This is a genomic window from Sandarakinorhabdus sp. DWP1-3-1, from assembly GCF_049896705.1.
In the GTDB taxonomy this organism is placed as follows: domain Bacteria; phylum Pseudomonadota; class Alphaproteobacteria; order Sphingomonadales; family Sphingomonadaceae; genus Sandarakinorhabdus.
This window is the reverse complement of record NZ_JAFCUV010000001.1, coordinates 1,285,672-1,309,631: the sequence shown is the minus strand read 5'-3', so window position 1 is coordinate 1,309,631 and position 23,960 is coordinate 1,285,672. Positions and strand designations below refer to the sequence as shown.

The 23,960-nt window shown below is 67.7% G+C and carries 25 protein-coding genes; 14 read left to right on the top strand and 11 right to left on the bottom strand.

Annotated elements, in window-relative coordinates; genetic code table 11:
* Window positions 1–66 precede the first annotated feature (66 nt).
* Complete coding sequence (pgi, locus tag ACP7AI_RS06355) at window positions 67–1,581, top strand: glucose-6-phosphate isomerase (RefSeq protein ID WP_426165276.1); 1,515 nt, start codon at window positions 67–69, stop codon at window positions 1,579–1,581.
* A 25-nt stretch (window positions 1,582–1,606) separates the two neighbouring features.
* Here pgi and ACP7AI_RS06350 read toward each other — a convergent pair whose 3' ends face one another.
* A complete protein-coding gene (locus ACP7AI_RS06350; protein WP_426165274.1) occupies window positions 1,607–2,338 on the bottom strand; it encodes an arginyltransferase in 732 nt (243 codons plus the stop codon).
* A 68-nt stretch (window positions 2,339–2,406) separates the two neighbouring features.
* Window positions 2,407–3,666: a threonine ammonia-lyase gene (locus ACP7AI_RS06345; RefSeq protein ID WP_426165272.1), complete on the bottom strand. Its 1,260-nt coding sequence runs from the start codon at window positions 3,664–3,666 to the stop codon at window positions 2,407–2,409.
* A 59-nt stretch (window positions 3,667–3,725) separates the two neighbouring features.
* Between ACP7AI_RS06345 and ACP7AI_RS06340 the strand changes: the two genes are divergently transcribed.
* Genes ACP7AI_RS06340 through ACP7AI_RS06325 form a run of 4 tightly spaced genes read left to right on the top strand, consistent with a single transcriptional unit; the run spans window position 3,726 to window position 7,697 of the window.
* Entirely contained in the window at window positions 3,726–4,427 is a 702-nt protein-coding gene (locus ACP7AI_RS06340) for a VIT1/CCC1 transporter family protein (RefSeq protein ID WP_426165270.1), read from the top strand.
* Between the two features lie 51 nt (window positions 4,428–4,478).
* Complete coding sequence (locus ACP7AI_RS06335) at window positions 4,479–5,345, top strand: NAD(P)-dependent oxidoreductase (protein ID WP_426165268.1); 867 nt, start codon at window positions 4,479–4,481, stop codon at window positions 5,343–5,345.
* 1 nt (window position 5,346) lies between these two features.
* Entirely contained in the window at window positions 5,347–6,015 is a 669-nt protein-coding gene (locus ACP7AI_RS06330; protein ID WP_426165266.1) for a fumarylacetoacetate hydrolase family protein, read from the top strand.
* Window positions 6,016–6,059: 44 nt separating this feature from the next.
* Window positions 6,060–7,697 carry an amidohydrolase gene (locus tag ACP7AI_RS06325; RefSeq protein WP_426165264.1) on the top strand — a complete coding sequence of 546 codons (1,638 nt, stop codon included), beginning with the start codon at window positions 6,060–6,062 and terminating at the stop codon, window positions 7,695–7,697.
* Window positions 7,698–7,728: 31 nt separating this feature from the next.
* On the opposite strand, the gene ACP7AI_RS06320 is transcribed toward ACP7AI_RS06325, so the two are convergent.
* The 9 genes from ACP7AI_RS06320 to ACP7AI_RS06280 form a co-directional block, all read right to left on the bottom strand.
* On the bottom strand, window positions 7,729–8,325 hold the full coding sequence (locus ACP7AI_RS06320; protein WP_426165262.1) for a redoxin domain-containing protein: 597 nt from the start codon (window positions 8,323–8,325) through the stop codon (window positions 7,729–7,731).
* A gap of 11 nt (window positions 8,326–8,336) precedes the next feature.
* Window positions 8,337–10,403, bottom strand: a complete 2,067-nt coding sequence (locus ACP7AI_RS06315) for a thioredoxin family protein (RefSeq protein WP_426165260.1) — start codon at window positions 10,401–10,403, stop codon at window positions 8,337–8,339.
* A 79-nt stretch (window positions 10,404–10,482) separates the two neighbouring features.
* Window positions 10,483–11,001 carry a glycine cleavage system protein R gene (locus ACP7AI_RS06310; RefSeq protein WP_426165258.1) on the bottom strand — a complete coding sequence of 173 codons (519 nt, stop codon included), beginning with the start codon at window positions 10,999–11,001 and terminating at the stop codon, window positions 10,483–10,485.
* Between the two features lie 51 nt (window positions 11,002–11,052).
* Window positions 11,053–12,306, bottom strand: coding sequence for an acyl-CoA dehydrogenase family protein (locus tag ACP7AI_RS06305; protein WP_426165256.1), 1,254 nt, complete (start codon window positions 12,304–12,306; stop codon window positions 11,053–11,055).
* 346 nt (window positions 12,307–12,652) lie between these two features.
* Window positions 12,653–13,186, bottom strand: a complete 534-nt coding sequence (gene rpsI / locus ACP7AI_RS06300) for a 30S ribosomal protein S9 (RefSeq protein WP_426165254.1) — start codon at window positions 13,184–13,186, stop codon at window positions 12,653–12,655.
* Window positions 13,186–13,692, bottom strand: coding sequence for a 50S ribosomal protein L13 (gene rplM, locus ACP7AI_RS06295; protein WP_426165252.1), 507 nt, complete (start codon window positions 13,690–13,692; stop codon window positions 13,186–13,188). Before rplM ends, rpsI begins: the two co-directional genes overlap by 1 nt.
* 84 nt (window positions 13,693–13,776) lie before the next feature.
* A complete protein-coding gene (locus ACP7AI_RS06290; RefSeq protein ID WP_426165250.1) occupies window positions 13,777–14,247 on the bottom strand; it encodes an NUDIX domain-containing protein in 471 nt (156 codons plus the stop codon).
* The gene (locus ACP7AI_RS06285; protein ID WP_426165248.1) at window positions 14,244–14,606 is read right to left on the bottom strand and encodes a DUF2237 family protein; all 363 of its coding nucleotides are present in this window, start codon (window positions 14,604–14,606) and stop codon (window positions 14,244–14,246) included. The genes ACP7AI_RS06290 and ACP7AI_RS06285 overlap by 4 nt, the downstream gene beginning before the upstream one ends.
* On the bottom strand, window positions 14,603–15,640 hold the full coding sequence (locus tag ACP7AI_RS06280) for a COX15/CtaA family protein (RefSeq protein ID WP_426165246.1): 1,038 nt from the start codon (window positions 15,638–15,640) through the stop codon (window positions 14,603–14,605). Before ACP7AI_RS06280 ends, ACP7AI_RS06285 begins: the two co-directional genes overlap by 4 nt.
* A 200-nt stretch (window positions 15,641–15,840) precedes the next feature.
* On the opposite strand from ACP7AI_RS06280, the gene ACP7AI_RS06275 reads away from it, so the two are divergent.
* The 9 genes from ACP7AI_RS06275 (at window position 15,841) to ACP7AI_RS06235 (ending at window position 23,937) form a co-directional block, all read left to right on the top strand.
* Window positions 15,841–16,206, top strand: coding sequence for a MerC domain-containing protein (locus ACP7AI_RS06275; RefSeq protein WP_426165244.1), 366 nt, complete (start codon window positions 15,841–15,843; stop codon window positions 16,204–16,206).
* 69 nt (window positions 16,207–16,275) lie between these two features.
* Window positions 16,276–16,743 (top strand): Fur family transcriptional regulator, encoded by a 468-nt coding sequence (locus tag ACP7AI_RS06270; RefSeq protein WP_426165242.1) that lies wholly within the window; start codon window positions 16,276–16,278, stop codon window positions 16,741–16,743.
* Between the two features lie 90 nt (window positions 16,744–16,833).
* Window positions 16,834–18,765 (top strand): 1-deoxy-D-xylulose-5-phosphate synthase, encoded by a 1,932-nt coding sequence (gene dxs, locus ACP7AI_RS06265; RefSeq protein WP_426165240.1) that lies wholly within the window; start codon window positions 16,834–16,836, stop codon window positions 18,763–18,765.
* A gap of 144 nt (window positions 18,766–18,909) precedes the next feature.
* Complete coding sequence (locus ACP7AI_RS06260) at window positions 18,910–19,068, top strand: hypothetical protein (RefSeq protein ID WP_426165238.1); 159 nt, start codon at window positions 18,910–18,912, stop codon at window positions 19,066–19,068.
* Between the two features lie 171 nt (window positions 19,069–19,239).
* Window positions 19,240–20,061 carry a 2OG-Fe(II) oxygenase gene (locus tag ACP7AI_RS06255; protein ID WP_426165236.1) on the top strand — a complete coding sequence of 274 codons (822 nt, stop codon included), beginning with the start codon at window positions 19,240–19,242 and terminating at the stop codon, window positions 20,059–20,061.
* A 475-nt stretch (window positions 20,062–20,536) separates the two neighbouring features.
* The gene (locus ACP7AI_RS06250) at window positions 20,537–21,823 is read left to right on the top strand and encodes an MFS transporter (RefSeq protein ID WP_426165234.1); all 1,287 of its coding nucleotides are present in this window, start codon (window positions 20,537–20,539) and stop codon (window positions 21,821–21,823) included.
* Window positions 21,823–22,158 carry a TIGR04076 family protein gene (locus ACP7AI_RS06245; protein WP_426165232.1) on the top strand — a complete coding sequence of 112 codons (336 nt, stop codon included), beginning with the start codon at window positions 21,823–21,825 and terminating at the stop codon, window positions 22,156–22,158. Before ACP7AI_RS06250 ends, ACP7AI_RS06245 begins: the two co-directional genes overlap by 1 nt.
* A complete protein-coding gene (locus tag ACP7AI_RS06240; RefSeq protein WP_426165231.1) occupies window positions 22,155–23,213 on the top strand; it encodes an aldo/keto reductase in 1,059 nt (352 codons plus the stop codon). Before ACP7AI_RS06245 ends, ACP7AI_RS06240 begins: the two co-directional genes overlap by 4 nt.
* Window positions 23,214–23,289: 76 nt before the next feature.
* The gene (locus ACP7AI_RS06235; RefSeq protein WP_426165229.1) at window positions 23,290–23,937 is read left to right on the top strand and encodes a hypothetical protein; all 648 of its coding nucleotides are present in this window, start codon (window positions 23,290–23,292) and stop codon (window positions 23,935–23,937) included.
* Window positions 23,938–23,960: the final 23 nt, after the last annotated feature.

Below are 23,960 nucleotides of genomic sequence, written 5' to 3'. Positions count from 1 at the left end.
GCCCGGTCAAGTGTTTCTCGGGCGAAGCGGGTTGGCGGCGGCGCCGTCCTGCGGCATGTTCGCCGCATGACCACCGCCGATGCCCGCCTGCGCAGCCTGTCCCCGGCCCCGATCGCCAGCCTGTTCGATGCCGAGCCCGACCGGCTGGCGACGATGAGCATCGACGTCGCCGGGCTGCATCTCGATTTTTCCAAGCTGTCGCCCGATGCCGAGACTGTGGCTGCGCTGCTGGTATTGGCGCAGGAAACCGACGTTGCCGGCTGGCGGGCGAAACTGTTTGCCGGCGAGGTCGTCAACCCGAGCGAGAATCGTGCCGCGACCCATGTCGCCGAACGCGGAACCGGCGCGCTGGCCGACGTCCGCGCGGCGCAGGATGGGCAGGGCGCCATTGGTAGCCTGGCGGCGCAATGGCGGTCGGAAGGCGTCGCCGATGTGCTGCACATCGGCATCGGCGGATCGGCGCTGGGCCCGGCGCTGCTCGTCGACGCGCTCGGCCGTGACGGCGACGGCCCGCGCATCCACATCGTGTCGAACATCGATGGCGAGGCGCTGGCCCGGGCGACGGCGCAATGCGACCCCTGGCGCACCCGCATCATCATCGTGTCGAAGACCTTCACCACCGTCGAGACGATGACCAATGCGGCATCGGCGCTCGACTGGCTGCGCCTGGCCGGCATTCCGGACCCTGAAGCCCGCACTGCCGCCGTCACCGCGGCGCCCGACAAGGCGCAGGCCTGGGGTGCCGGGGCAGTGCTGCCGTTCGCCGAAACCGTCGGCGGCCGCTATTCGCTGTGGTCCGCCGTCGGCCTGCCGCTGGCGCTGCGCTGCGGCTGGAGCGAATGGGAGCAGTTGCTCGCCGGCGCCGGCGCGATGGACGTGCATTTCCGCGACACCCGCGCCGCGCGCAATGCGCCGCTGCTCGCCGGGCTGATGGATGTCTGGGCGGCGCGCTACCAGCGCCAGGCGACGCGCGCGGTGTTCGCCTATGACGAGCGGCTGCGGCTGCTGCCCAGCTTTTTGCAGCAGCTCGAGATGGAATCGAACGGCAAGAGCATCACCCGCGACGGCGCGCCGGTTGCCGGCCCGACCGCGGCGGTGACCTGGGGCGGCACCGGTACCGATGCCCAGCATGCGGTGTTCCAGCTGCTTCACCAGGGCACGGTCGTCGGCCCGGTGGAGTTCGTCGCGGTGCGCGAGCCGGGGCACACCCTGCCGCCGACGCACCACCGCCAGCTGCTCGCCAATTGCTTTGCGCAAGGCGCGGCGCTGATGCGCGGACGGACCCGCGACGAGGCGCTGGCGCTGTCGGGCGGCGACCCGGCGCTGGCGGCCGCCAAGACCTTCCCCGGCAACCGCCCGTCGGCGACGATCCTGCTCGATCGGCTCGACCCGATGACGCTGGGCGCGCTGCTGGCATTTTACGAGCACCGGACCTTCGTTGCCGCGGCGGTGATGGGGATCAACCCGTTCGACCAATGGGGGGTGGAACTGGGCAAGGAAATGGCGACCGCGGCGATGGCGGGGGGTGATGGTGGCTTCGATGCGTCGACGGCCGACCTTATGACCAGGGCCGGGCTGTAAATTTCATCCCGCGGTGGGATGGTGGCTACATCGCTTTCCACACACCTGCGATCAACGCTTCCGCCGGCTGGAAATGCCGCTTGTAGGCCATGCGGTCGCAGCCCTCGATCCAATAGCCGAGATACACATAGGGCAGCCCGGCGCGCGCCGCCCGGGTGATATGGTCGAGGATGATGAAGCTGCCCAGCCCGCGCCGCGTCGCGCTTTCGGGCTCGTAGAAACTATAGATCATCGACAGGCCGTCGGACTGCTTGTCGGTCAGGCAGCAGCCGACCAGCCGGCCGGGGCGGCCATCGACCGACGGCTCGCGATATTCGACGACGACGGTGTCGACCGGGGATTGTTCGACCATGTCGGCATAATCATGCCCGTCCATCGCCGCCATGCCGCCGACCGGGTGGCGGGCGGCAAGATAGCGGCGCAGCAGCGCCCATTGTTCCTCGGTCGACCAGGGTTCGCAGGCATGGACTTCCAGGTCGGCGTGGCGCTTCAGCAATTTGCGCTGCGTCGTCGACGGCTTGAAGCGCGGCGCCACCACCCGCACCGAAATGCACGCCTGGCAGAAATCGCAGCTCGGGCGATAGACGACATTCTGGCTGCGGCGGAAACCGATGCGGCCCAGCGCCTCGTTGAGGTCGCCGGCGTCGGTGCCCTTCAGCTCGGCAAAGACCTTGCGCTCGGTACGACCGGGCACATAGGGGCAGGGGGCCGGGGCAGTGACGAAGAAACGCGGAAAACGAAAGCTCTGGTCGGTCACAAAGCTCCCTTCCTGCGGCGCGACTCCCGGCCTCAGTCTAGGTCGGGAACGGCGTAAAAGGCCATAGCTTAATCCGCCTCGACCAGCCGGACCTCATAGGCCGCCGCCCGCAACGTCTCCAGCAGCCGCTGGAGGTGATCGGCATCGCGGGTTTCGCACTCGATCTCGGCGATCAGGCCCTTGGCCGGCAGGCTGGTGAACACCCGCTGGTGATAGACCTCGAGGATGTTGACCTGCTGCTGGTCGAAAATGCGTGCCACCTCGAACAACTGGCCCGGACGGTCCTTCAGGCGGATACGCAGCCGTGCCAGCCGGCCCGATCGTGCCAGCTCGCGCAGCAGCACATTGGCGAGCAGTCGCGTGTCGATGTTGCCGCCGCACAGCACCAGCCCGACCTTCGTGCCGCGGAACCGCCGCGGATGCGCCAGCAGCGCGGCGAGGCCGGCGGCACCGGCGCCCTCCACCACGGTCTTTTCGATGTTGAGCAGCATCGCGACGCCGCGTTCGAGGTCGCGTTCGCCGACGAGCAGGATGTCGTCGACCAGCGCGCGCACGACCTGGGACGTCAGCTTGCCCGGCGTCTTGACCGCGATGCCTTCGGCCAGCGTATCGCCGTCGCAGACGCTGGTTTCACCCTTCAGCCAGGCGTGCATCGACGGGTAGAGTTCCGCCTGGACGCCGATGACATCGATGTTCGGATTGCGCGCCTTGGCGATCGTGGCGATGCCGGAGATCAGCCCGCCGCCGCCGATCGGCACGACCAAGGTGTCGAGATCGGGCACCGCGTCGAGCATTTCGAGGCCGACGGTACCCTGGCCGGCCATGACCAGCGGATCGTCGAACGGCGGCACATAGACATAGCCGCGCTTGGCGGCGAGTTCATAGCTGTGGGCGCTGGCCTGGTCGAAGGTTTCGCCGAACAGCACGACATTGGCGCCATGCCCCTCGGTCTGCTGCACCTTCATGATCGGCGCAAAGCGCGGCATGACGATCGTCGCCGGGATGCCGAGGCGGCGGGCGTGATAGGCCAGGCCCTGCGCATGGTTGCCGGCCGATGCCGCGATGACGCCGCGCTGGCGTTCCTCCGGGGTCAGGCTGAGCAGCTTGTTGAGCGCGCCGCGTTCCTTGTAGGCGGCGGTGAACTGCAGGTTTTCGAACTTCAGCCAGACATCGGCGCCGGTCAGGTCCGACAGCGTCTGGCTGCGCAGGCAAGGGGTGTGGACGACGGCGCCCTTGATCGCGCGTGCCGCGGCTTCGACATCGGCGACCGAAATCGGCAGCATCGTCGCGGCAGCGTCGGACGCGGGATGGGTGGTGGCGGTCGTCATCCCGGTCTGTTAGCCGTCCGCGCCATGCGGTGCAAATGTCGCAGGCAAGGGAGCAGGCCATGGCACGAACGCCCCGGCATCGCGAAGACCATCGTCTCGGCCGCAGCGGTTGGTTGCGCGCCGCGGTGCTGGGCGCCAATGACGGGATATTGTCGACCGCCAGCCTGATCGTCGGGGTGGCCGCGGCGGCCACGCCGGCTGCCCAGGTGGCGCTGACGGGGGTGGCCGGGCTGGTCGCCGGCGCATTGTCGATGGCGGCGGGCGAATATGTCTCGGTGTCGTCGCAGGCCGATGCCGAACGCCAGGACCTCGCTCGGGAAGCCGCCGAGCAGGTCGACGATCCCGAAGGCGAACGCCGCGAGCTCGAAGGCATCTATCGGACGCGCGGCCTGCCGGCCGAGCTGGCGCAGCAGGTCGCCGGCGCGCTGATGGCGCATGACGCGCTGGGCGCACATGCCCGCGACGAACTGGGGTTGAGCGAGGCGCTGGCGGCGCGGCCGGTGCAGGCAGCGCTGACCTCGGCCGCGTCCTTTGCCGCCGGGGCAGCGTTGCCGCTGGCGGCGGCGGTGCTGGCGCCGCGGGCCGGGCTGTCCTGGGCAGTCACCGGCGTGTCCATCGCCGCGCTGGCGGTTCTCGGCCTTGCCGGGGCACGGCTGGGCGGCGTACCGGTGCGCCGCCCGACGTTGCGGGTGATGTTCTGGGGCATCCTCGCCATGGCCGGCACCGCGCTGATCGGTCGCCTGTTCGGGGCGGTGGTCTAGAGTCCAGGGCACCGCTAAGACCCCACGCAACTACGACTGGAGTTTCCCGACATGGCGCGCGTCACCTTCCTCGGCCTCGGCATCATGGGCGGCCCGATGGCGCGCCACCTCGCCGCCGCCGGCAATGACGTGACCGTGTACAATCGCACCCCCGCCAAGGCCGACGCCTGGGTAGCCGCGCACGGTGGCCGCGCCGCCGCTACCCCGTCGCAAGCTGCAGACGGCGCGGCGGTCGTGCTCGCCTGCGTCGGTGCCGATGCCGACCTGCGCGCCGTGACGCTGGGCCCCGATGGCGCCTTTGCCGCGATGGCGCCGGGCACGCTGTTTATCGACCATACCACCGTATCGGCCGCCATTGCCCGCGAACTCGCCGAAGCCGGCGCGGCGCGCGGGCTGCACGTCCTCGATGCCCCGGTCTCCGGCGGCCAGGCCGGTGCCGAGAACGGCCAGCTGACGATCATGTGCGGCGGTACTCCCGAAGCCTTTGCCGCCGCCGAACCGGTCATGCAGGCCTATGCCAAACGCATCGGCCATATGGGCCCCGCCGGCAGCGGCCAGCTGACCAAGATGGTCAACCAGCTCTGCATCGCCGGCGTGCTGCAGGGGCTGGCGGAGGGGCTGGCGTTCGGGGCCAGGGCAGGCCTCGACCTGGCGCAGGTCGTCGACGTCATTTCCAAGGGCGCCGCGCAAAGCTGGCAGATGGAGAACCGCGCCGCGACCATGGCGCAGGGCAAGTTCGATTTCGGCTTTGCCGTCGACTGGATGCGCAAGGACCTGGGGCTGGCGCTCGACGAGGCGCGGCGGCTCGGCGTCACCCTGCCGGTCGGCGCGCTGGTCGATCAATTCTATGGCGATGTGCAGGCGATGGGCGGTGGTCGGCAGGACACGTCCTCGCTCATCCGGCGACTGGCGCGCTAGCATGTTCACGGTTCCGACCCCGACCGTCGCCATCGCCGGCAGCGCCGATCGTTTCCCGGTGCGGCGCATCTTCTGCGTCGGCCAGAACTACGCCGATCACACCCGCGAGATGGGCGGCGATCCCGATCGGCAGCCGCCGTTCTTTTTCTCCAAGCCCGCCGATGCCGTCGTCGACACGGACGCCGAGCTGCCTCACCCGCCGCAGACGCACGACCTGCACCACGAGGTGGAGCTCGTCATCGCGCTGCATAGCGGCGGCAGCGACATCGCGGTGGCCGACGCGTTGCGCCATGTCTTCGGCCATGGCGTCGGCATCGACCTGACCCGGCGCGACCTGCAGGCCGCCGCGAAAGCCGCCGGCCGGCCGTGGGACATGGCCAAGGGCTTCGATGCCTCCGCGCCGGTCGGGCCGCTGACGCGCGGCGGGCCGCCGGCCGCCGCGGGGATCGCGCTCACCATCGATGGCGAACCGCGGCAGTCGGGCAACATCGACCAGATGATCTGGAGCGTCGCCGAGGTCATCGCCACGCTGTCGGGGCTGGTGACGCTGGCGCCCGGCGACCTGGTCTTCACCGGCACGCCCGCCGGTGTCGGCCCGATCCGGCCGGGGCAGGAGGTACGCGGAACCCTCGATGGCGCAGCGCCGATCACGGTTCGCTTTCGGCCCTGATGTCACCGCTATACGTCGTTTCGGTGGCCTGATAGTCTGGCGAAATGAACACGAAAATAATGCTGCTCGCGCTTGGCATCTCGATGCCGCTGCCGGCGATGGCCGACACCGCCTATACCAACGCCAACGGCTATACCTTGGCGCCCGACGGCACGCTGGCGCGCTTTGCGACGCTGGTCGTCGATAATCGCGGCCGGGTGAAGGCGACGCTGGCCGCCGGGGACGCGGTGCCGCGCGGGCGCAAGGTCGATCTCGGTGGTCGCACGTTGCTGCCCGGGCTGATCGATGCCCATGGCCATGTCATGGGGCTGGGGGAGGGCGCGCTGGCGGTCGATCTCAACGGCACGACCTCGCTCGACGCGGCGCTGGCAGCCATCCGCGCCAATCCTGGCAAGGGGGCTTGGATCAAGGGCAGCGGCTGGAACCAGGAACGCTGGAACCTTGGACGTTTCCCGACCGCCAAGGAGCTCGACACCGCCACCGGCAACCGACCGGCGTTCCTGGAGCGCGTCGACGGCCATGCCGGCTGGGCCAACACCGCGGCGCTGGCGCTCGCCGGCGTCACCGCCGCCACCCCCGATCCCGCCGGCGGCCGGATCGAGCGGGATGCCAGCGGTGCGCCGACCGGCGTGCTGGTCGATGCCGCGATGAAGCTGGTGGCGAGCAAGATCCCGGCGCCGACGGCGCGCGAGGGCGACCTGGCGTTGAACAAGGCGCTGTCGATCATGGCATCCGTCGGCCTGACCGGCGCGCATGATGCCGGCGCCGATCGCCTCACCTGGGATCGCTATCGCCGCTTTGCCCGTACCGGCAAGCTGACCGCGCGCCTGTATGTCATGGCCTATGGGCCGCAGAATCTCGCCGAGATCGCGCCCTCCGGCCCGATCGGCTGGGAATATGGCGACCGGCTGGCGATGATGGCGATGAAGCTGCAGGCCGATGGCGCGCTCGGGTCGCGCGGCGCGTGGATGAAGGCCGACTACAGCGATGCAGCGGGCCAGAAGGGCCTGCCCTTTTACGAAGAGGGCCTGTTGCGCCGGATGATCCTCGAGGCGTCGGGCAAGGGGTTCCAGGTCAACGTCCACGCCATCGGCGACGCCGCCAATGGCGCCGCGCTCAGCGCCTTTGCCGCTGTCCCCGAAAGCCAGCGCACCGCGCTGCGCCACCGCGACGAGCACGCCCAGATCGTGTCGGCGGAGGACCTGCCGCGCTTTGCCCGGTTGGGCATCATCGCCTCCGTCCAGCCCACCCATGCCACCAGCGACAAGGGCATGGCCGAGGCGCGGGTCGGCGAAAAGCGACTGGCCGGCGGCTATGCCTGGAAAACGCTGGCCGACAGCGGCGCGCGCATCGCCGGCGGCTCCGATTTTCCGGTCGAACCGCCCAATCCCTTTTACGGCCTGCACGCCGCCGTGACGCGCCAGTCCCGCGACGGCCAGCCCCCCGGCGGCTGGCGCGCGGCGGAGGCGATGACGCCGATCCAGGCCTTTGCCGCCTTCACCACCGGCGCCGCCTGGGCCGGCCATGCCGAGGACAAGGTCGGCACGCTGGCGCCCGGCAAATGGGCGGATTTCATCGTCGTCGACCGCGACCCGTTCGCGACGCCGGCGGCGACCCTTTGGCAGACAAAGGTCGACGAGACCTGGGTGGCGGGCAAGCGGGTGTTCAAGCGGAAGTCGTGACGGCTGTGACCATCTGGAAACCTGACGGTGACTATCGGTACTTCACCGAGCAGCCATAGGGCTTCGTCGTCGCCGGATCGGGTGCCTTGCCCGCTGCAACGGCCTTCACCGCGGCCAGCGCATAGTTGGTCCCGGTGCGCGCATCGCCCTGGTCCGCCGTCGGCCGGTCGTTGATCGCGCCGGCATAGGCCAGCGTGCCGGCCGGGCTGATCACATAGATATGCGGCGTCGTCCTGGCGCCATAGGCGGCGCCGATCGTGCCGGCGGCATCGAGCAGATAGGCTGTCGGCGCCGCCTGGTCCGCCGCCAGCTGCGCGCGCGCACCGGCGCCGTCGACATGGCCCTGCTTGCCCGGCGCGCCGCTGTTGATCGTCAGCCAGACCGCGCCGGCCTTTCGCGCCGCGGCCTGGGTCGCCTGCATGTTGCCGCTGTCGTAATGGGCACGGACGAACGGGCAGCCGGCGTTGGTCCATTCCAGAACGACCGTCTTGCCCTTCAGGTCGGCGAGCCGCACCGTCTTGCCGTCGGCGGCGGTGGCGGTGAAGGCCGGGGCCAGGGCGCCGACCCGGATGTCGGCAAGCGCCGGCGTCGTGCTGACCAGTGCCGCGGCGAGCATCACGATCTTCATGGCGATCTCCCTCAGCCCAATGCCACCAGCTTCTCGACTGTCAGGATCTGCGGCAGCTCGGTCTGGCCGCCCTTGCCGTCGTAGAAGACATAGACCGGCACGCCGGCGCGGTTTTGTCCGGCGAGCCATTTCGAGATGTCGGCATCGCCGCGGGTCCAGTCGCCTTCCAGCACGGCGATGCCCTTTTCGGCAAAGGCCGCGGCGACCGCGGGGCTTGCCATCGCGCCCTTTTCATTGACCTTGCAGGTCAGGCACCAATCCGCCGTCATGTAGAGGAACACCGGCTTGCCGCCGGCCTGCAACTCGGCAAGCTTTTCTGGGCTGTAGCGCGTCGCGCGCAAGCCGGCGGGCGCCGAGGTGCCAACCGCCTGCGCCGGTGTGGAGATCGGCAGCAACGCGATCGCCGCCACCGCCACCGCGACGGCCACCCCGGCCGGCACCCAGGCGCCGCCCTGGCCACCGTGCTGGCGGCTGCCTAGCCACCACAGCAGCAGGCCCAGGCCCAGCGCACCGGCGAGCCCCGCAGTCATGCCCTCCACGCCGGCCTGGCGACCGAGCACCCAGGCCAGCGCCAGCGCGGTCAGGAACATCGGCACCGACAATATGGCGCGCAGCCGCGTCATCCAGGCGCCGGGCCGTGGCAGCCGTCGGCGCAGGGCCGGCACGAAGCCGACAAGCAGGAACGGAATCGAGATGCCCAGCCCCAGCCCGGCGAACACAGCGATGGCGGCGAGCGGCGGCAGCACCAGTGCGGCGCCCAGCGCGCCGGCCATGAACGGCCCGGTGCACGGCGTCGCGACGAACGCCGCCAGCGCGCCGGTGGCGAAACTGCCCATCACGCCGCCCTTGCGGATGGTGTCGTCGCCGAGCGAGCCGGTCGACGCCCTGACTTCAAACACGCCGGCCAGATTGAGCGCGATGGCGGTGACCAGCAGCAGCAGCCCGGCAATGACGCGCGGGTCCTGCAACTGGAACGCCCAGCCGACCTGCGACCCGGCGGCGCGCAGCAGCAGCACCAGGCCACCCAGTGCCGCGCAGACGATGATGACGCCGGCGGCATAGGCCAGCGCGTCGCGCTGCGCCTCCCGCGCCGGCACGTTGCCGCTGGCGAGGCTGAGCGCCTTCAGGCTGAGGATCGGGAAGACGCAGGGCATGATGTTGAGGATGATGCCGCCCAGGATGGCGCCGATGATGATGAAGCCCAGCGTCGGGGTCTGCGCCACCGGCCGCTTGCCGGCCAGCGGCAAGCCGGCGGCGGGCACCTCGCCGGGCCGCGCGGTGATCACGAAGCCGAGCTCGTGCTCGTCACCCTCGCGTTCGACGCGCAGCACGCCCTTGATCGGCCCCTTCACCTCGGGCTGGGCCGCGGTTTCGATCCGGATGCGATCGCCGGCGATCGTCACTGTCTGCGGCGCCGCATAATCGATGGCACCGTCTTCCTCGGCAAAGAAATAGGCCGATCGCACCGTGTCCGGCGTCGCAAAGGGGACCGCCAGCACGAACCGGCCCTTGTCGGCCTTCCAGGTCGCCGCCCATTCCACCGGCTTGGGCAGGGCCGCCCGGGCGGCGGCGATCATATAGCCCATTTCGGGGTCGGTGGCGCCGTCACCGATCGCCAGCGGCAGGCTGACGGTCGCGCTTTCGGGCACGCATTGTTCGAGGCTGCAGACCAGCCAGTCGACCTTGGCCGTCACCACAAGGGCGGCGCGCTTGGCAAGGCCAGCGGGTGGCACCACCGTCGTCATCAGCGTGCTGGGCCGCGCATAGACATAGTTCATCAGCCCGGACACGACCAATGTCTCGGGCACCGGATAGGCCAGCGGCGGTGGCGGCGGCGTGCCATCGGGCAGCGTCCAGGCGACCCGGGTCGGCGCGCCGGCGTCGCCGGGGTTCTGCCAATAGGTATGCCAGCCGTCCTTGGGCGTGAGGCGCAGGCCGATCGCAAGCGGCTGGCCGGGCAGCGGCGTGCGGCTTTCGGCGATGATCTCCAGCCGGGTGTGCGGCTGTTCCGAAACGCTCTGCGCCGTCGCCGGGGCGGACAGCAACGCGACGAGCAGCAGGATCAGGGACCGAATCATGGCATCGTTATGCCCGCGTTCAGGGATGCGGGGAAGCGGCGCCACCGCTGCCCAGATGCCGCGCTGTTGCCGCGCCCGTCTAGCCGGGGACGGCGAGCTTGAAATCAACCATGATCTCGCTCGAAATCGCCTCCAGCGCGTCCTGCACGGTGCCCGCCTCGACACCCGGCGGCAGCAGCAGGCGCGCTTCCGCGCGGAACAGCCGGTTGCCCGACCAGGCCTCGTCCTCGGTGCCGGTTTCCAGATCCTCGATGTTCACCGCCAGCCGCGCCAGCACGGCGCTGACCTCGCGGACGATGCCGGGCCGATCCTGGCCGACGAGCGAGAACGCCATCGCCGTGCCCAGCGGCGCGACCCCGTCGGCGGCGACGATCTCGACCTTCAGCCCGACGGCGTCGATGCGCCCGGCAGCGGCGCGCAGCGCCGACAGTCCGTCGGCCGGCAACTCCACCAGCACCGACCCGACATATTTGCCGCCCAGCCGCGACAGCCGGCTTTCGAGCCAGTTGCCGCCGGCGTCGAGGACGGCGGCAGCGAGCGCCTCGGTCAGGCCGGGACGATCGCTGCCGATGACGGTGAGGATGACCTTGGTGAGCATGAGCGGCTTGTGACGCGGGGCAGGGGGATTGGCAACTCTCCCCCGGCGCCCTCACGCATTCCCGTGCAGCGACATCTCGTGGCGCCCGACGACCATGTGGTGCACCTCGTCCGGGCCATCGGCAAAGCGCAGGTGGCGGACATCGGCGTAGAGTTCGGCCAGCGGCGTCCATTGCGAAATACCGGCGGCGCCATGGATCTGGATGGCCTGGTCGATGATCTGGCAGGTCTTTTCGGGCACCATCGCCTTGACCATGCTGACCCAGACGCGGGCCTCCTTGTTGCCGAGCACGTCCATCGCCTTGGCTGCCTTCAGCACCATCAGCCGCATCGCCTCGATCTCGATCCGCGCGCGGGCGACGAGCTCCAGGTTCTTGCCCAGCATGATCAGCGAGCGGCCGAACGCCTCCCGCGACTTGCCGCGCCGGACCATATAGTCGAGCGCCATCTCGGCCTTGCCGATCGTCCGCATGCAGTGGTGGATGCGGCCCGGCCCCAGCCGCACTTGCGAGATCTCGAAGCCGCGGCCTTCGCCGAGCAGGATGTTCGCCTCCGGCACGCGGACATTGTCGAAGCGGATGTGCATGTGGCCGCGCGGCGCATGATCCTCGCCGAACACGTGCATCGGCCCCAGGATCTTCACCCCCGGCGTGTCCATCGGCACCAGGATCTGCGATTGCTGCTGGCTGGCGGGGCCGTCGTCGCTGGTGCGGACCATGACAATCATGATCTTGCAGCGCGGGTCGCCGGCGCCGGATATGTAGAATTTCTCGCCGTTGATGACCCAGTCGCCACCGTCGCGCACCGCGCGTGTTCGGATGTTCTTGGCATCCGACGAGGCGACATCGGGCTCGGTCATCGCATAGGCCGACCGGATTTCGCCGGCGAGCAGCGGCTCCAGCCAGCGCTCCTTCTGTTCATGGGTGCCGACGCGCTCCAGCACTTCCATGTTGCCGGTATCGGGCGCCGAACAATTCAGCGATTCCGACGCCAGCGGATATTTGCCGAGCTCGGCGGCGATATAGGCATAGTCGAGATTGCTCAGCCCCTCGCCCGTCGCGGCATTGGGCAGGAAGAAATTCCACAGCCCCGACGCCTTGGCCTTGTCCTTCGCCGTCTGCAGCAGTTCGAGCTGCCCCGGGGCCCAGCTCCAGCGATCGGCACGGCCTTCGCCCAGCCGCTCGAACTCCTCGCTGATCGGGGCGACATTGTCGGCGATATGCTTGACGACGGCATCGAACAGCGGCCGCGCCTTTTCCGACATGCGCAGGTCGTTCATCGCGTTCTGCTGTTCTTGCTCGGTCATGGGGCGTGTCCTTTTGGGGGCGTGTGGGTGCGTTGTTACGCCGGATTTGGACTGCCGTCGCGGGGGGTGTGACCGGTCAAATGGGATAGGGGGAAGCGCTTTCTTTCTGCTCCCTCCCCCCACCGCCGCAGGCGGTAGGGTGGGGAGGGTCGGGGTGGGGGCGCGCCGAAGGGGTCGGGCTGATTGCAAGCAAAGAAAAAGCCCGGGCAAAGCCCGGGCTGGCGTCGGACGGGTTCGGCGGGGTGTCCCCGCCGCCCCGCCGGCCGGCTCGCCGCGAGTCCGCGTCGAAGCGGCAAAACCGTGAAGAACGATTTTGCCGCTTCGTCTTGGCCGCGGCAGCGCGCGCTTAGCGCTTGCTGAACTGGAAGCTCTTGCGCGCCTTTGCCTTGCCGTACTTCTTGCGCTCGACGACGCGCGGATCGCGGGTCAGGAAGCCGGCCTGCTTGACCGTGGTGCGCAGCGTCGGTTCATAGCGGGTCAGCGCCACGGAGATGCCGTGCTTGACGGCGCCGGCCTGGCCCGACAGGCCGCCACCGACGACGGTGCACATGACATCGAACTGGTCGCGGCGGTCGGTCACGTCGAACGGCTGGTTGATCACCAGACGCAGGGTCGGACGCGCGAAATACACCGTCTGGTCGCGGCCGTTGACGACGATCTTGCCGGTGCCGGGCTTCAGCCAGACGCGGGCGATGGCGTTCTTGCGCTTGCCGGTCGCATAGGCGCGGCCATAGGCGTCGATTTCCTGGTCGCGCAGCGGGGCGGGCGGGCCGCCACCACCGGTGTGGGCCGGGTTGACGTTGCTCGGGGTGTCGGACGGCGCATAGCTGCCATCCTGCATGCTGCCGAGATCGGACAGGGACTGGCGGGAATCGGACATTATGCAGCAGCCTTCTTGGCGCCAGCTTCCTGGGCGGTGAGGGTCGAGTTCTTGCGGTTCATCGCGGCGACATCGACAACGGTGGGGTTCTGGGCAGTGTGCGGGTGATCGGTGCCCTTGAAGACGCGCAGGTTGCGCATCTGCTGGCGGCCGAGCGGACCACGGGGCACCATGCGCTCCACGGCCTTGATCAGGACGCGTTCCGGGAAACGGCCTTCCAGGATCTTGGCGGGGCTGGTTTCCTTGATGCCGCCCGGGTGGCCGGTGTGGCGATAGTAAACCTTGTCGGTCGCCTTCTTGCCGGTGAAGCGCACCTTTTCAGCGTTGATGACGATGATGTTGTCACCGCAATCGACGTGCGGCGTGAAGCTCGGCTTGTGCTTGCCGCGCAGGCGGTTGGCGATCAGGCTGGCGAGACGGCCGACGACAAGCCCTTCGGCATCGATAATCAGCCATTGCTTCTCGACCTCGGCGGGCTTGATCGAGGCTGTGGAACGGGTGAGCATGGTTTTTTCGTCCGGATAAAAGCAAAACGGCCGGGGCGGAACCCCAGCCGGATGGCGGCGATATCGCGCAAAGCCGCGTTTGCGTCAAGCTTTTCCGGGGTTTTCCGATACGGTATCAAGATACCTTATGGTGGCGTCCGCCGCGAGATAATGCCCGAGCCAGTCGCGCAGTCGCGGCACCGCATCCTCGTCGGCGATGAAGTCCGCCGCCGGCAGCAGCGCCCAGTCCTGGCCTTCGTCGCCGAAGCGCACGGCGGCGACCTCGGCCTCGGTCAGGTGGACGGCGAGGAAATGCGAGACGGTAACGCCGTCGCCGAGCAGATAGGCGCGGGCATAATGGACGCGGTCGACGGGCAGGGTGAGCCCGAATTCTTCCGCCAGTTCGCGCAATGCGCATTCGGCCGGGCCTTCGCCGCCCTCGCGGCCGCCGCCGGGCAGGTCGAGCAGGCCGGGGAAGGGGATCTCGGGATTGTCGTCGCGGCGATAGACGAGCAGCGCGTCGCCGAGCATCGCGGCGAGCTTGGCACCGCCGAACGGTGCGCCGTCCCAGGTCATTCGACTGCGTGCGCCTGCAGATGGCCGAGCGCGGTTGTCTCCAGCGTCTTGGCATGCGTCGCCTGGAGCACCACCTCCGGAGCGAAGCCGGCCACCCGCGCCTCCTCCCAGCGCGCCGCGCACAGACACCAGCGGTCGCCGGGCTTCAGGCCGACGAAGCCATATTCGGGCCGAGGCGTCGACAGGTCGTTGCCCACGGCGCGCGAGAATTCGAGGAACTCCGCCGTCACCACGGCGCAGACAGTGTGGCGACCCTGGTCGTTGACGTCGGTGTTGCAGCAGCCGTCACGTTGCCAGCCGGTCAGCGGGTCGGCCGAGCACAGTACCAGTTCACCGCCGAGGACATTCCTTGCATTCATGTCTTTGTCGCTCGCCCCTGTACCGCCCAATGCGCCGCCCAGGCGGTCGCTGCCACCAGCAATGCGCCGACGGCCTGATGCGCCACGCCGAGCGGAATGGCGACGCCGCTGAGCACCGTCGCGACCCCCAGGCCGAACTGCGCGACCACCGCGCCGCCCAGCGCCAGCGCGCGCGGGCCCGCGCCGGCGCGCCACAGCCTAGCCGCGACATGCAGCGCCGTCAGCGCGACGACGATGGCCAGCGTGCGGTGGAGGAAATGCACCGTCAGCGGGCTGTCGACCAGATCGGACGCGCGCGTCACCAGGTCGGGGGGCACCAGGCGCCCGAACATCAGCGGCCAAGTGTCCGAGACATGGCCGGCGCGCATCCCGGCGACAAAGGCGCCCCAGATGATCTGCACGGCGAGCAGCGCCGCGAACGGCACCACCCAGCGATGCGGCCGGGCCCCGGCCGGGCGACCATCGCGCTGCAGATCGAGCGCGGTCCAGATGCACCCCGCCATGATCGTCAGCGCCGTGACCAGATGCACCGCCAGCCGCTCGTGCGCCACGGCGGCGCGGTCGACGAGGCCCGACGACACCATCCACCAGCCGATCGTGCCCTGCAGCCCGCCGAGCATCAGCAGCGCGAACAGCCGCGGCTTGTAGCCCGCCGGGATCGCCCGGCGCAGCCAGAACCAGGCCAGCGGCAGCGCGTACGCCAGGCCGATCAGCCGGCCGAGCAGGCGGTGGACATATTCCCAGAAAAAGATGTGCTTGAACGCGGCCAGGTCCATGCCCTGGTTCAGCAACCGATATTGCGAAGTCTGGCGATAGGCCTCGAACTCCGCCGCCCAGGCCGCGTCGTTCAACGGTGGCAACGTGCCCGCAACGACCGCCCAGCGCGTGATCGACAGCCCCGATTCGGTGAGCCGCGTGATGCCGCCGACGACGACCATGGCAAAGACCATGGCGGCGACGAACAACAGCCAGGCGGCGATCGCCCGCGGCCGGGCAGCGTCACGGGGCAGGGCATGAGCGGCGAGACTGGCCATGGCGGCCCTCTGCCGCAAAGCCGGCGCCGCGCCAAGCGCCGCAACGTCGCGGACCGTGACGAAAGCCCTTTGCGCGTCTTCGAAGGCTCGGCGGCGCGGCATCGTTACGGCGTGTAAAGGAACCCGACAGTCCAGGGCGTATATCAGCAGCAACGAAGGCCCGACTTGCGCCGCGCGATGAGATAATATATCCACCTTTCATGGCCCGCCGATTCTCCGCCCTGCTCGACAAATCGGCGATGACCCTGTCGGCGCTATGCATCGTCCATTGCCTTGCCGGCTCGCTGCTGCTGACGCTATTCGCCGCGTCCAGCGGTTTCCTTGGCCATGATGTCCATCTCGTCGGCCTGTTGCTCGCCCTGCCGCTGGCCGGCATCGCGCTGTGGCGCGGTGTCATGATCCATCACCGGCTGGCCATCGCACTGCTCGGCGCCACCGGCATCGCGATGATGGCGGCCTCGCTCGTCGTCGGGCATGGCGGTATCGGCGAGATCATGCTGTCGATCCTCGGCGTCGGGCTGCTCGGCGGCGCGCATCTGTGGAACCTGCGCGCCAGCCGCGGCTGATCACAACCTTGCAGGCCAATCTTGCAGGCCAATCTTGCAGGGGTGTCATGAAAGGCCGATATTGCCGCCATGGCCACCCTCCACGATCATGATCATCGCGTCCGCTCCGGGCCGGCGCTGGCGGCCGCCGCCGAACGCGCGCTGGTCGGCGCCGGTGAACAATGGACGGCGATGCGCGCCGCGGTGTTCGGCGCCCTGGCGGGCTTCGATCGCCCGGCCAGCGCCTATGATGTCACCGATGCCGTCAGCGCCGCACAGGGCCGGCGCATTGCCGCCAACAGCGTCTATCGCATCCTCGACCTGTTCGTTGCCAGCAACGTCGCGATGCGCATCGAAAGCGCCAATGCCTATCTCGCCAACGCCCATCCGGGCTGCCAGCACGACTGCATCTTCCTTGTCTGCGACGGCTGCGGCCGCGCGACGCATGTCGATGACGACCAGTTGTCGGCGCGCATTCGCGATACCGCCCGCGCCACCGGCTTTCGCCCCGAAAAGCCGGTGATCGAGGTCCGCGGCAAATGCACGGACTGTGCCTGAGCGCGGCCATACCGGGATAACGCCGCATCGACAGTGGCCGCCCGAGGCGCTAGCAGTGTCATCAAGAATCAACAAAACCGGCAGGCCTTGGTGACCCAACGACCTTCAACCCCGCTGCTCGATACGGTCAATGTGCCGGCCGACATGAAGCGGTTGCGCCACGAGGATTTGCGGCAGCTTGCCGATGAATTGCGCACCGAGATGATCGATGTCGTGTCGACGACCGGCGGCCATCTCGGCGCCGGCCTCGGCGTCATCGAGCTGACGGTGGCGCTGCATTATGTCTTCGACACCCCCGGCGATCGCCTGATCTGGGATGTCGGCCACCAGGCCTATCCGCACAAGATCCTGACCGGCCGCCGCGACCGCATCCGGTCCTTGCGCCAGGGTGGCGGCCTCAGCGGCTTCACCAAGCGCACCGAGAGTGAATACGACCCGTTCGGCGCCGCGCACAGCAGCACCTCGATCTCGGCCGCCATTGGTTTCGCCGTTGCCAACAAGCTGAAGGGCCAGCCCGGCAAGGCCATCGCCGTCATCGGCGACGGATCGATGTCGGCGGGCATGGCCTATGAGGCGATGAACAACGCCGCCCAGGCCGGCAACCGGCTCGTCGTCATCCTCAACGACAACGACATGAGCATCGCGCCCCCGGTCGGTGCACTATCGGCATATCTGTCGCGCCTGTTCTCCAGCCGGCAGTTCCTCGAACTGCGCGAAGCCATCAAGCAGGTCAGCCGCAAGGTTCTGCCGCCGCCGCTGAAGAAGGCCGCTGCGCAAGCCGATGAATATGCTCGCGGCCTGATGCAGGGCGGCGGGACGCTGTTCGAAGAACTGGGCTTCTACTATGTCGGCCCGATCGATGGCCATAATCTCGAACATCTGCTGCCGGTGCTCGAAAATGTCCGTGACGCCGCCGAAGGCCCGATCCTCATCCATGTCGTGACGCAAAAGGGCAAGGGTTATGCCCCGGCCGAGGCGGCGGCCGACAAATATCACGGCGTGCAGAAATTCGATGTCGTGTCGGGCACCCAGCACAAGGCGACGCCGGGCGCGCCGCAGTACCAGAACGTTTTCGGCGACGCGCTGATCGCCGAAGGCAAGCGCGACCCCAGTATCGTCGCCATCACCGCCGCCATGCCGACGGGCACTGGCGTCGATCGCTTCAACAAGGTGTTTCCGGACCGCACCTTCGACGTCGGCATCGCCGAACAGCACGCCGTCACCTTTGCCGCCGGCCTCGCCGCGCAGGGCATGCGGCCGTTCTGCGCCATTTATTCGACCTTTCTGCAGCGTGCCTATGACCAGGTCGTCCATGACGTCGCCATCCAGAACCTGCCGGTGCGCTTCGGCATCGATCGCGCCGGGCTCGTCGGCGCCGATGGCTGCACCCATGCCGGCGCCTTCGACGTCGCCTATCTGGCAACGCTGCCCAATTTCGTCGTGATGGCGGCATCGGACGAGAACGAACTGGCCAACATGGTCCACACCATGGCGCTGTACGACGATGGCCCGATCGCGGTGCGCTATCCGCGCGGCGAAGGGACGGGGGTGGCGATCCAGGCCGAACCGACCCGGCTGGAAATCGGCAAGGGCCGCATCGTCCGCGAGGGCAAGACCGTCGCGATCCTGTCGCTCGGCACACGGCTGCAGGAGGCCGAAAAGGCCGCCGAGGAACTGGAATCAAAGGGCCTGTCGACGACCATCGCCGACATGCGCTTTGCCAAGCCGCTCGACCACGACCTGATCCGCAAGCTCGCCGCCACCCACGAGGTCGTACTGACCATCGAGGAAGGCGCCGCCGGTGGCTTCGGCGCCCATGTCCTGACCTGGCTCAGCGACGAGGGCCTGACCGACGCCGGGCTGAAGGTCCGCACGTTGCGGTTGCCGGACTTTTTCCAGGACCATGACAACCCGGTGAAGCAGTACGCCGAAGCCGGGCTGGATGCTCCCGCGATCGTGGCGACGGTGCTGGAGGCGCTGCGGCACAATTCGGTGGGCGTGGTGACGGGGGCGCGGGCGTAGCGCAAGGGGCGCAACGCGGCAGAATTCGACACGACAATGCGCCCTGGGCGCTTCCGCTCAAGTGATGGCGCTCTGAACAACCCGCTCAGGCTGAGCTTGTCGAAGCCAGGTCCCGGTACGTTGCCTGGAGGGGCATCGACAGGCTTGCGTCTTGTTGCCGCCGGCAGCGCAGACGCGCTGCCGATCGAGCGCACGCCGGGACAAGACGTCCCTCGCAAGGCCGTATTCGAACGGCTCGATCGCTTCGTCGGCCGATTGCCCGCCGACTGGAAGTCCAATCGCGAGGAGGCGACTGCCCGCTGATTTCTGCGAGAGCAACCCGATCGGGGTCGTGATGGGCGCGCGGGCATAGCCACAGGTTCACGGCACGTTTACCGGGTCCGACTGAAATAAAGAGTTCCATGGTCGTTCGGTAAGGCCTTGTGCTTTCCGACAACCCGGATATTCATTGCCTTGGGTGGGGGCAATACTTCTATGGATCGAATTGCATTGGCGGACGCAATTGTCGCTCGCTTGAATACAACCTTCTCAGAAGCGCGAGAGCAATGGAATTGTCTTGGCCGCATTCCTTCGGCCATAGTTGACGATCTGCTCCCAGTCGAAGTTACGACCAGCGTCCATGGCGCTTTTCCGAAGAGTGATCGGATGATGTTCAAGTCTTCCATGAAGGAGCGCAAGCATGTCGGTGCGCAAATGGACAGATATGATCCGCTTTTGGAGGAGATTGTCTACGCTTTCCAGGATGAACGCGTCGTCACGTTGATCGGTAACATCACGGGAATGGCGGACCTGGAGCCGGACTCGCAGTTGTACGCGGGTGGTATCAGTGCCATGTCGAAAGGCGCGTATCTCAGGCCTCATCTCGATAATTCTCATGATAACAAGAGGCAGCGGTATCGCGTCCTCAATTTGCTGTTTTATGTGACGCCCGAATGGCGCGAGCATGATGGCGGTGCGCTCCAGCTCTGGGATGACGGGCCAAAGGGCGCGCCCCGAACTATTGCAAGCAAATTCAACAGGCTTGTTCTTATGGCTACAAATCGGCAATCTTGGCATTCCGTTAATGAAGTTAAGTGCGACACCGCGCGCCGTTGTGTCTCGAATTATTACTTTTCAAGATCGCCGCCCTCTGGCGCAGATTATTTTCATGCGACCTCTTTTCGCGCCGAACACGGAAGAGGACCTTCCGACGTCATGATGCGGGCTGATAATGCGTTGAGAACGACTATATTGAAATTGACGGGCGATAAGATATTCAAGAACCCGCATCTCTATAAGACGTCCAAACCAGACTAAAGTGGATCGGCGAATTTTCCTCGCGCTGTTGTAGGCAGGCCGTCTGCATCGATCGACATTCGTTGTAACCGCGCCCGCTGGCACCGGCATTGAAGTCGCTATTTTGTCGGCGCATACGACCCGGCTGCTTGGAGAAAGTCACTTCTGCCGAATGGCGGAAAAGATGCACTTTCTGACTGCTTCGCAGATTGAGCCTATAATTTGTCATTTTCCTACAGCAAGACAATATGTTATTAAAATCGGACGCTCGCTCTTTGACATTGCCATGACGTTTATCTGGCACCGGCCTGGCCGTAAGTCCGGTATTCGTGAAGTGAGTGACTTTCGAGACTTTTGAAGGATTCCACCGGCGCTGCGGAATAGGTCGGATCGCTCCGATTGCGCAGCCGCCGATTGACAAGGCTAGCAACCTTGGCGACGTGCTGGCCCACGGGTGCGGCCGTCGCCGCTCCCGTTCCAGAAGACAGGGGGCGGCATGACAGCGACGAACACCGACGCCGCCTATCCCCGCCCGGCGCGGGCCTGGAGCGTCGTCCTCATCCTGTTCGCCACCGCGGTGCTGGCCTATACCGACCGCCAGGTGCTCAGCCTGCTGGTCGATCCGGTCCGCGCCGACCTGCGCATTTCCGACACGCAGATGAGCCTGTTGCTCGGCACCGCCTTTGCGGTGATCTACGGCATCGCCGGCATCCCGCTCGGGCTGCTCGCCGACCGGCGCTCGCGCCGGAACCTGATCGCCGCCGGGGTGGCGATCTGGAGCGTGGGCACGCTGATGTGCGCCGTGGCGCCGTCGTTCGGCTGGCTGTTCGCCGCCCGCATCGTCGTCGGCCTGGGGGAGGCAGTGCTGTCGCCGGCCGCCATTTCGATGATCAGCGACTATTTCGAACCCAGGCGCCGCGGGCTTGCGGTCGGCGTCTATTTCACCGGCATCGCGATAGGCATCGGCGGCGCCATCCTGATCGGCGGCGGCGTGCTCGACCTCGTTCGCGGCGGATTGTTCGTCGGCACGCCGTTGGCCGGCTGGGCGCCGTGGCGGCTGGTGTTCGTCGCCATCGGTATTCCCAGCGTGCTCTGGACGCTGGTGCTGCTGACGGTGCGGGAGCCCGAGCGCCGCAATGACTCGATTGTCGCGGAGACCGGTCCGACAGAGCGTTCGCTGCGCAGCCTGATGACCGGCATCGCCCCGGTCTATCTCGTCGTCGCCGTCGCCTCGATGGTCGACAATGCCGTCGGCGCCTGGGCGCCGTCGCTGCTGATCCGCCAGTTCGGCCAGGATCCGGCGGCGGTCGGGGTGCAACTGGGGGTGCTGCTGATGATCGGCTATGGCGGCGGCATGCTGGCGGGCGGGGCGCTGGCCGATCGCTTCGCCGCCTGGCGCGGCCCGCGCGGCAAGATCGAGCTTTGCGGCCTCGCCGTGCTGGCGACGTTGCCGGCAGCCATGCTGATCAACAGCGGCAGCGCCCAGGGCGTGCTGGTCGCGGTGCCGATCTATTTCGCGCTGTCGGCGGTGGTCACGGCATCGGGCCTGTCGGCGATCCTAGACGCAACGCCGAACCGCCGCCGCGGCCAGGCGATGGCGGTCAGCTTTTTCCTCAACGTCGCCATCGGCGCCGGACTGGGGCCGACGCTGGTGGCGCTGGCCGGCACCCATGTCTTTGGCGAAGCCGCTGGCCTTGGCCCCGCGATCAGCCTTACGGTGGTCGCTTCCTATGTGCTGGCGGCGCTGGCGCTGCTGCCGGCGATCCGCGCGCGGAGGGCCTGATGCCGGACAGTTTCGAACTCTACGACCTGCGCGTCGAGGTTGTCGCGCCGCCGGGCGCGGAGCTCTGGTGCTCGGCCACTGTCGGCGACTGGTTCGAACTGCGCGGCGAGAACCTGTACCTGCCGCCGGGGCAGGGCTTCTCCATCTACTCGCTCGCCGCCGTGCTGCCGCTGTTGGCGGCCAAGCAGCGGGTGACCGACGCCAACGACTGGATGTCGACCGATGCGGAGGTCGCCTGTCCGGACCCGAACTGCCCGTCGCGGCTGCGCATCACCCGCCTGGGGCGTCGCAGCTTCCGCCACGCCGACACCACCGCCACGCGAAAGACGCCATGACCTTCACCGAACGTTTCGAGCTCGCCCCCGGCTACACCATCTCGCGGGTCATCCGCGGCGGCTGGCAGCTCGCCGGCGACCATGGCGCCGTCGATCCGGCGGCGGTCACCGACGACCTGGCGGCCTTCTACGATGCCGGGGTGACGACGTTCGACTGTGCCGACATCTATACCGGCGTGGAGGCGATGATCGGGGACTTCCGCGCGGCGATGCTGCAGGCGCGCGGTGCCAACGCGCTGGCCCGGCTGCGCGTCCACACCAAGTTCGTTCCCGACCTCGACATCCTGCCGCGCCTGACCGGCGCCGACGTCCGCCGCATCATCGACCGCTCGCTGCAGCGGTTGCGGCTGGAACAGCTCGATCTCGTCCAGTTCCATTGGTGGGATTATGAGCAGCCCCGCTATGTCGAGGCGGCACGCCACCTCGCCGACCTGCAGGCGGAGGGCAAGATCGCCCTGGTCAGCGGCACCAATTTCGACGCGGCGCGTGTCGAGGAGATCGCCGCGGCCGGGGTGACCTTTGCGACGCTGCAGGTGCAGTATTCGCTGCTCGATGCGCGGCCGGCGGGGGCGCTCGCCGCAAGTTGCGCGCGGCTGGGCACCCGGCTGCTCTGCTATGGCTCGCTCGCGGGAGGCTTCCTTGGCGACCGGTGGCTGGGGCAACCGGAACCCACCGGCGGCTTCGCCAACCGATCGCTGGTCAAGTACAAGCTGATCATCGACGAGTTCGGCGGCTGGGATCTGTTTCAGGAACTGCTCGCCGCGCTGCGCCGCATCGCCGACCGCCACGGTGCCAGCATTGCCAACATCGCCTCGCGCCATGTGCTCGACCAGCCGCATGTCGCCGGCGTCATCGTCGGCGCCAGCCATGCCGGCCATCTGCCCGACACGCTGCGCATCGGCGATATCCGGTTGACCGCGGACGACCGCGCCGAGATCGACGCCGTGCTGGGGCGACGCCGCGGCCCCGACGGCGAGGTCTATGCGCTGGAGCGCGATCGCAGCGGACGGCATGGCGCCATCATGAAATACAATCTCGGCGACGTGATGCGCTGACCCTCGACAGCCGTTCCCAAAACTTTAACCTTCCGGAGCCATAATCATCGCATCCTGCAGCTGACGGAGGCGGGCAATGCCCAGCAAGAAAATGGCCGTGCAGACGGGGAATTCCTGCGCAGCCCATTGCCATGTCATCGCCGTCGCCGAAATGTTCGACACGACAAGCAAGATGACGCCCTGGTATGCCGAAAAGGTCGTCTGGCCCGCCATCCGGTTCGAGGTCGGCGAGAATCAGGGCCATACCGACGGGCTTGCCGCGCTCGAAAATACCGACCCGCGCAAGCTCGAGCGCTTTGCCAACACCGTCGGCGGCGGCGAGGCGATCACGGCAACGCTGAAGTGCGACGATACGGCCAAGGCCGCTGCGCTCAAGCATCATGTCACCGGCGTAGCGGTGCAGAAACTCGACCTGCTATTCAACCTGATCAAGGGACAGAATGCGACCGTCACTACGGCGATCGACGAGGGCAGCTACTACAATTGCACCTTCCTGATGTTCAACGGCCCGGCCCCGACCCCGGCGGTGTTCGGGGGTGGCATGCACAATATCCTGGTCACGCGCAGCGGCGGCAACATCTGGCACTACAACTCGAACGAGGCGCATCCAGCCTGGGTCCGCACCGCCGGGAACGATGCCTGGAAGGTGCTGCCGAACCAGAACGGCGGCATTCATAGTTATGTCTTTACCGGCGTCATGGTGGCCATGCAGTCGAAGGTCTGATTTGCGCCAGACGCTGCCCGGCG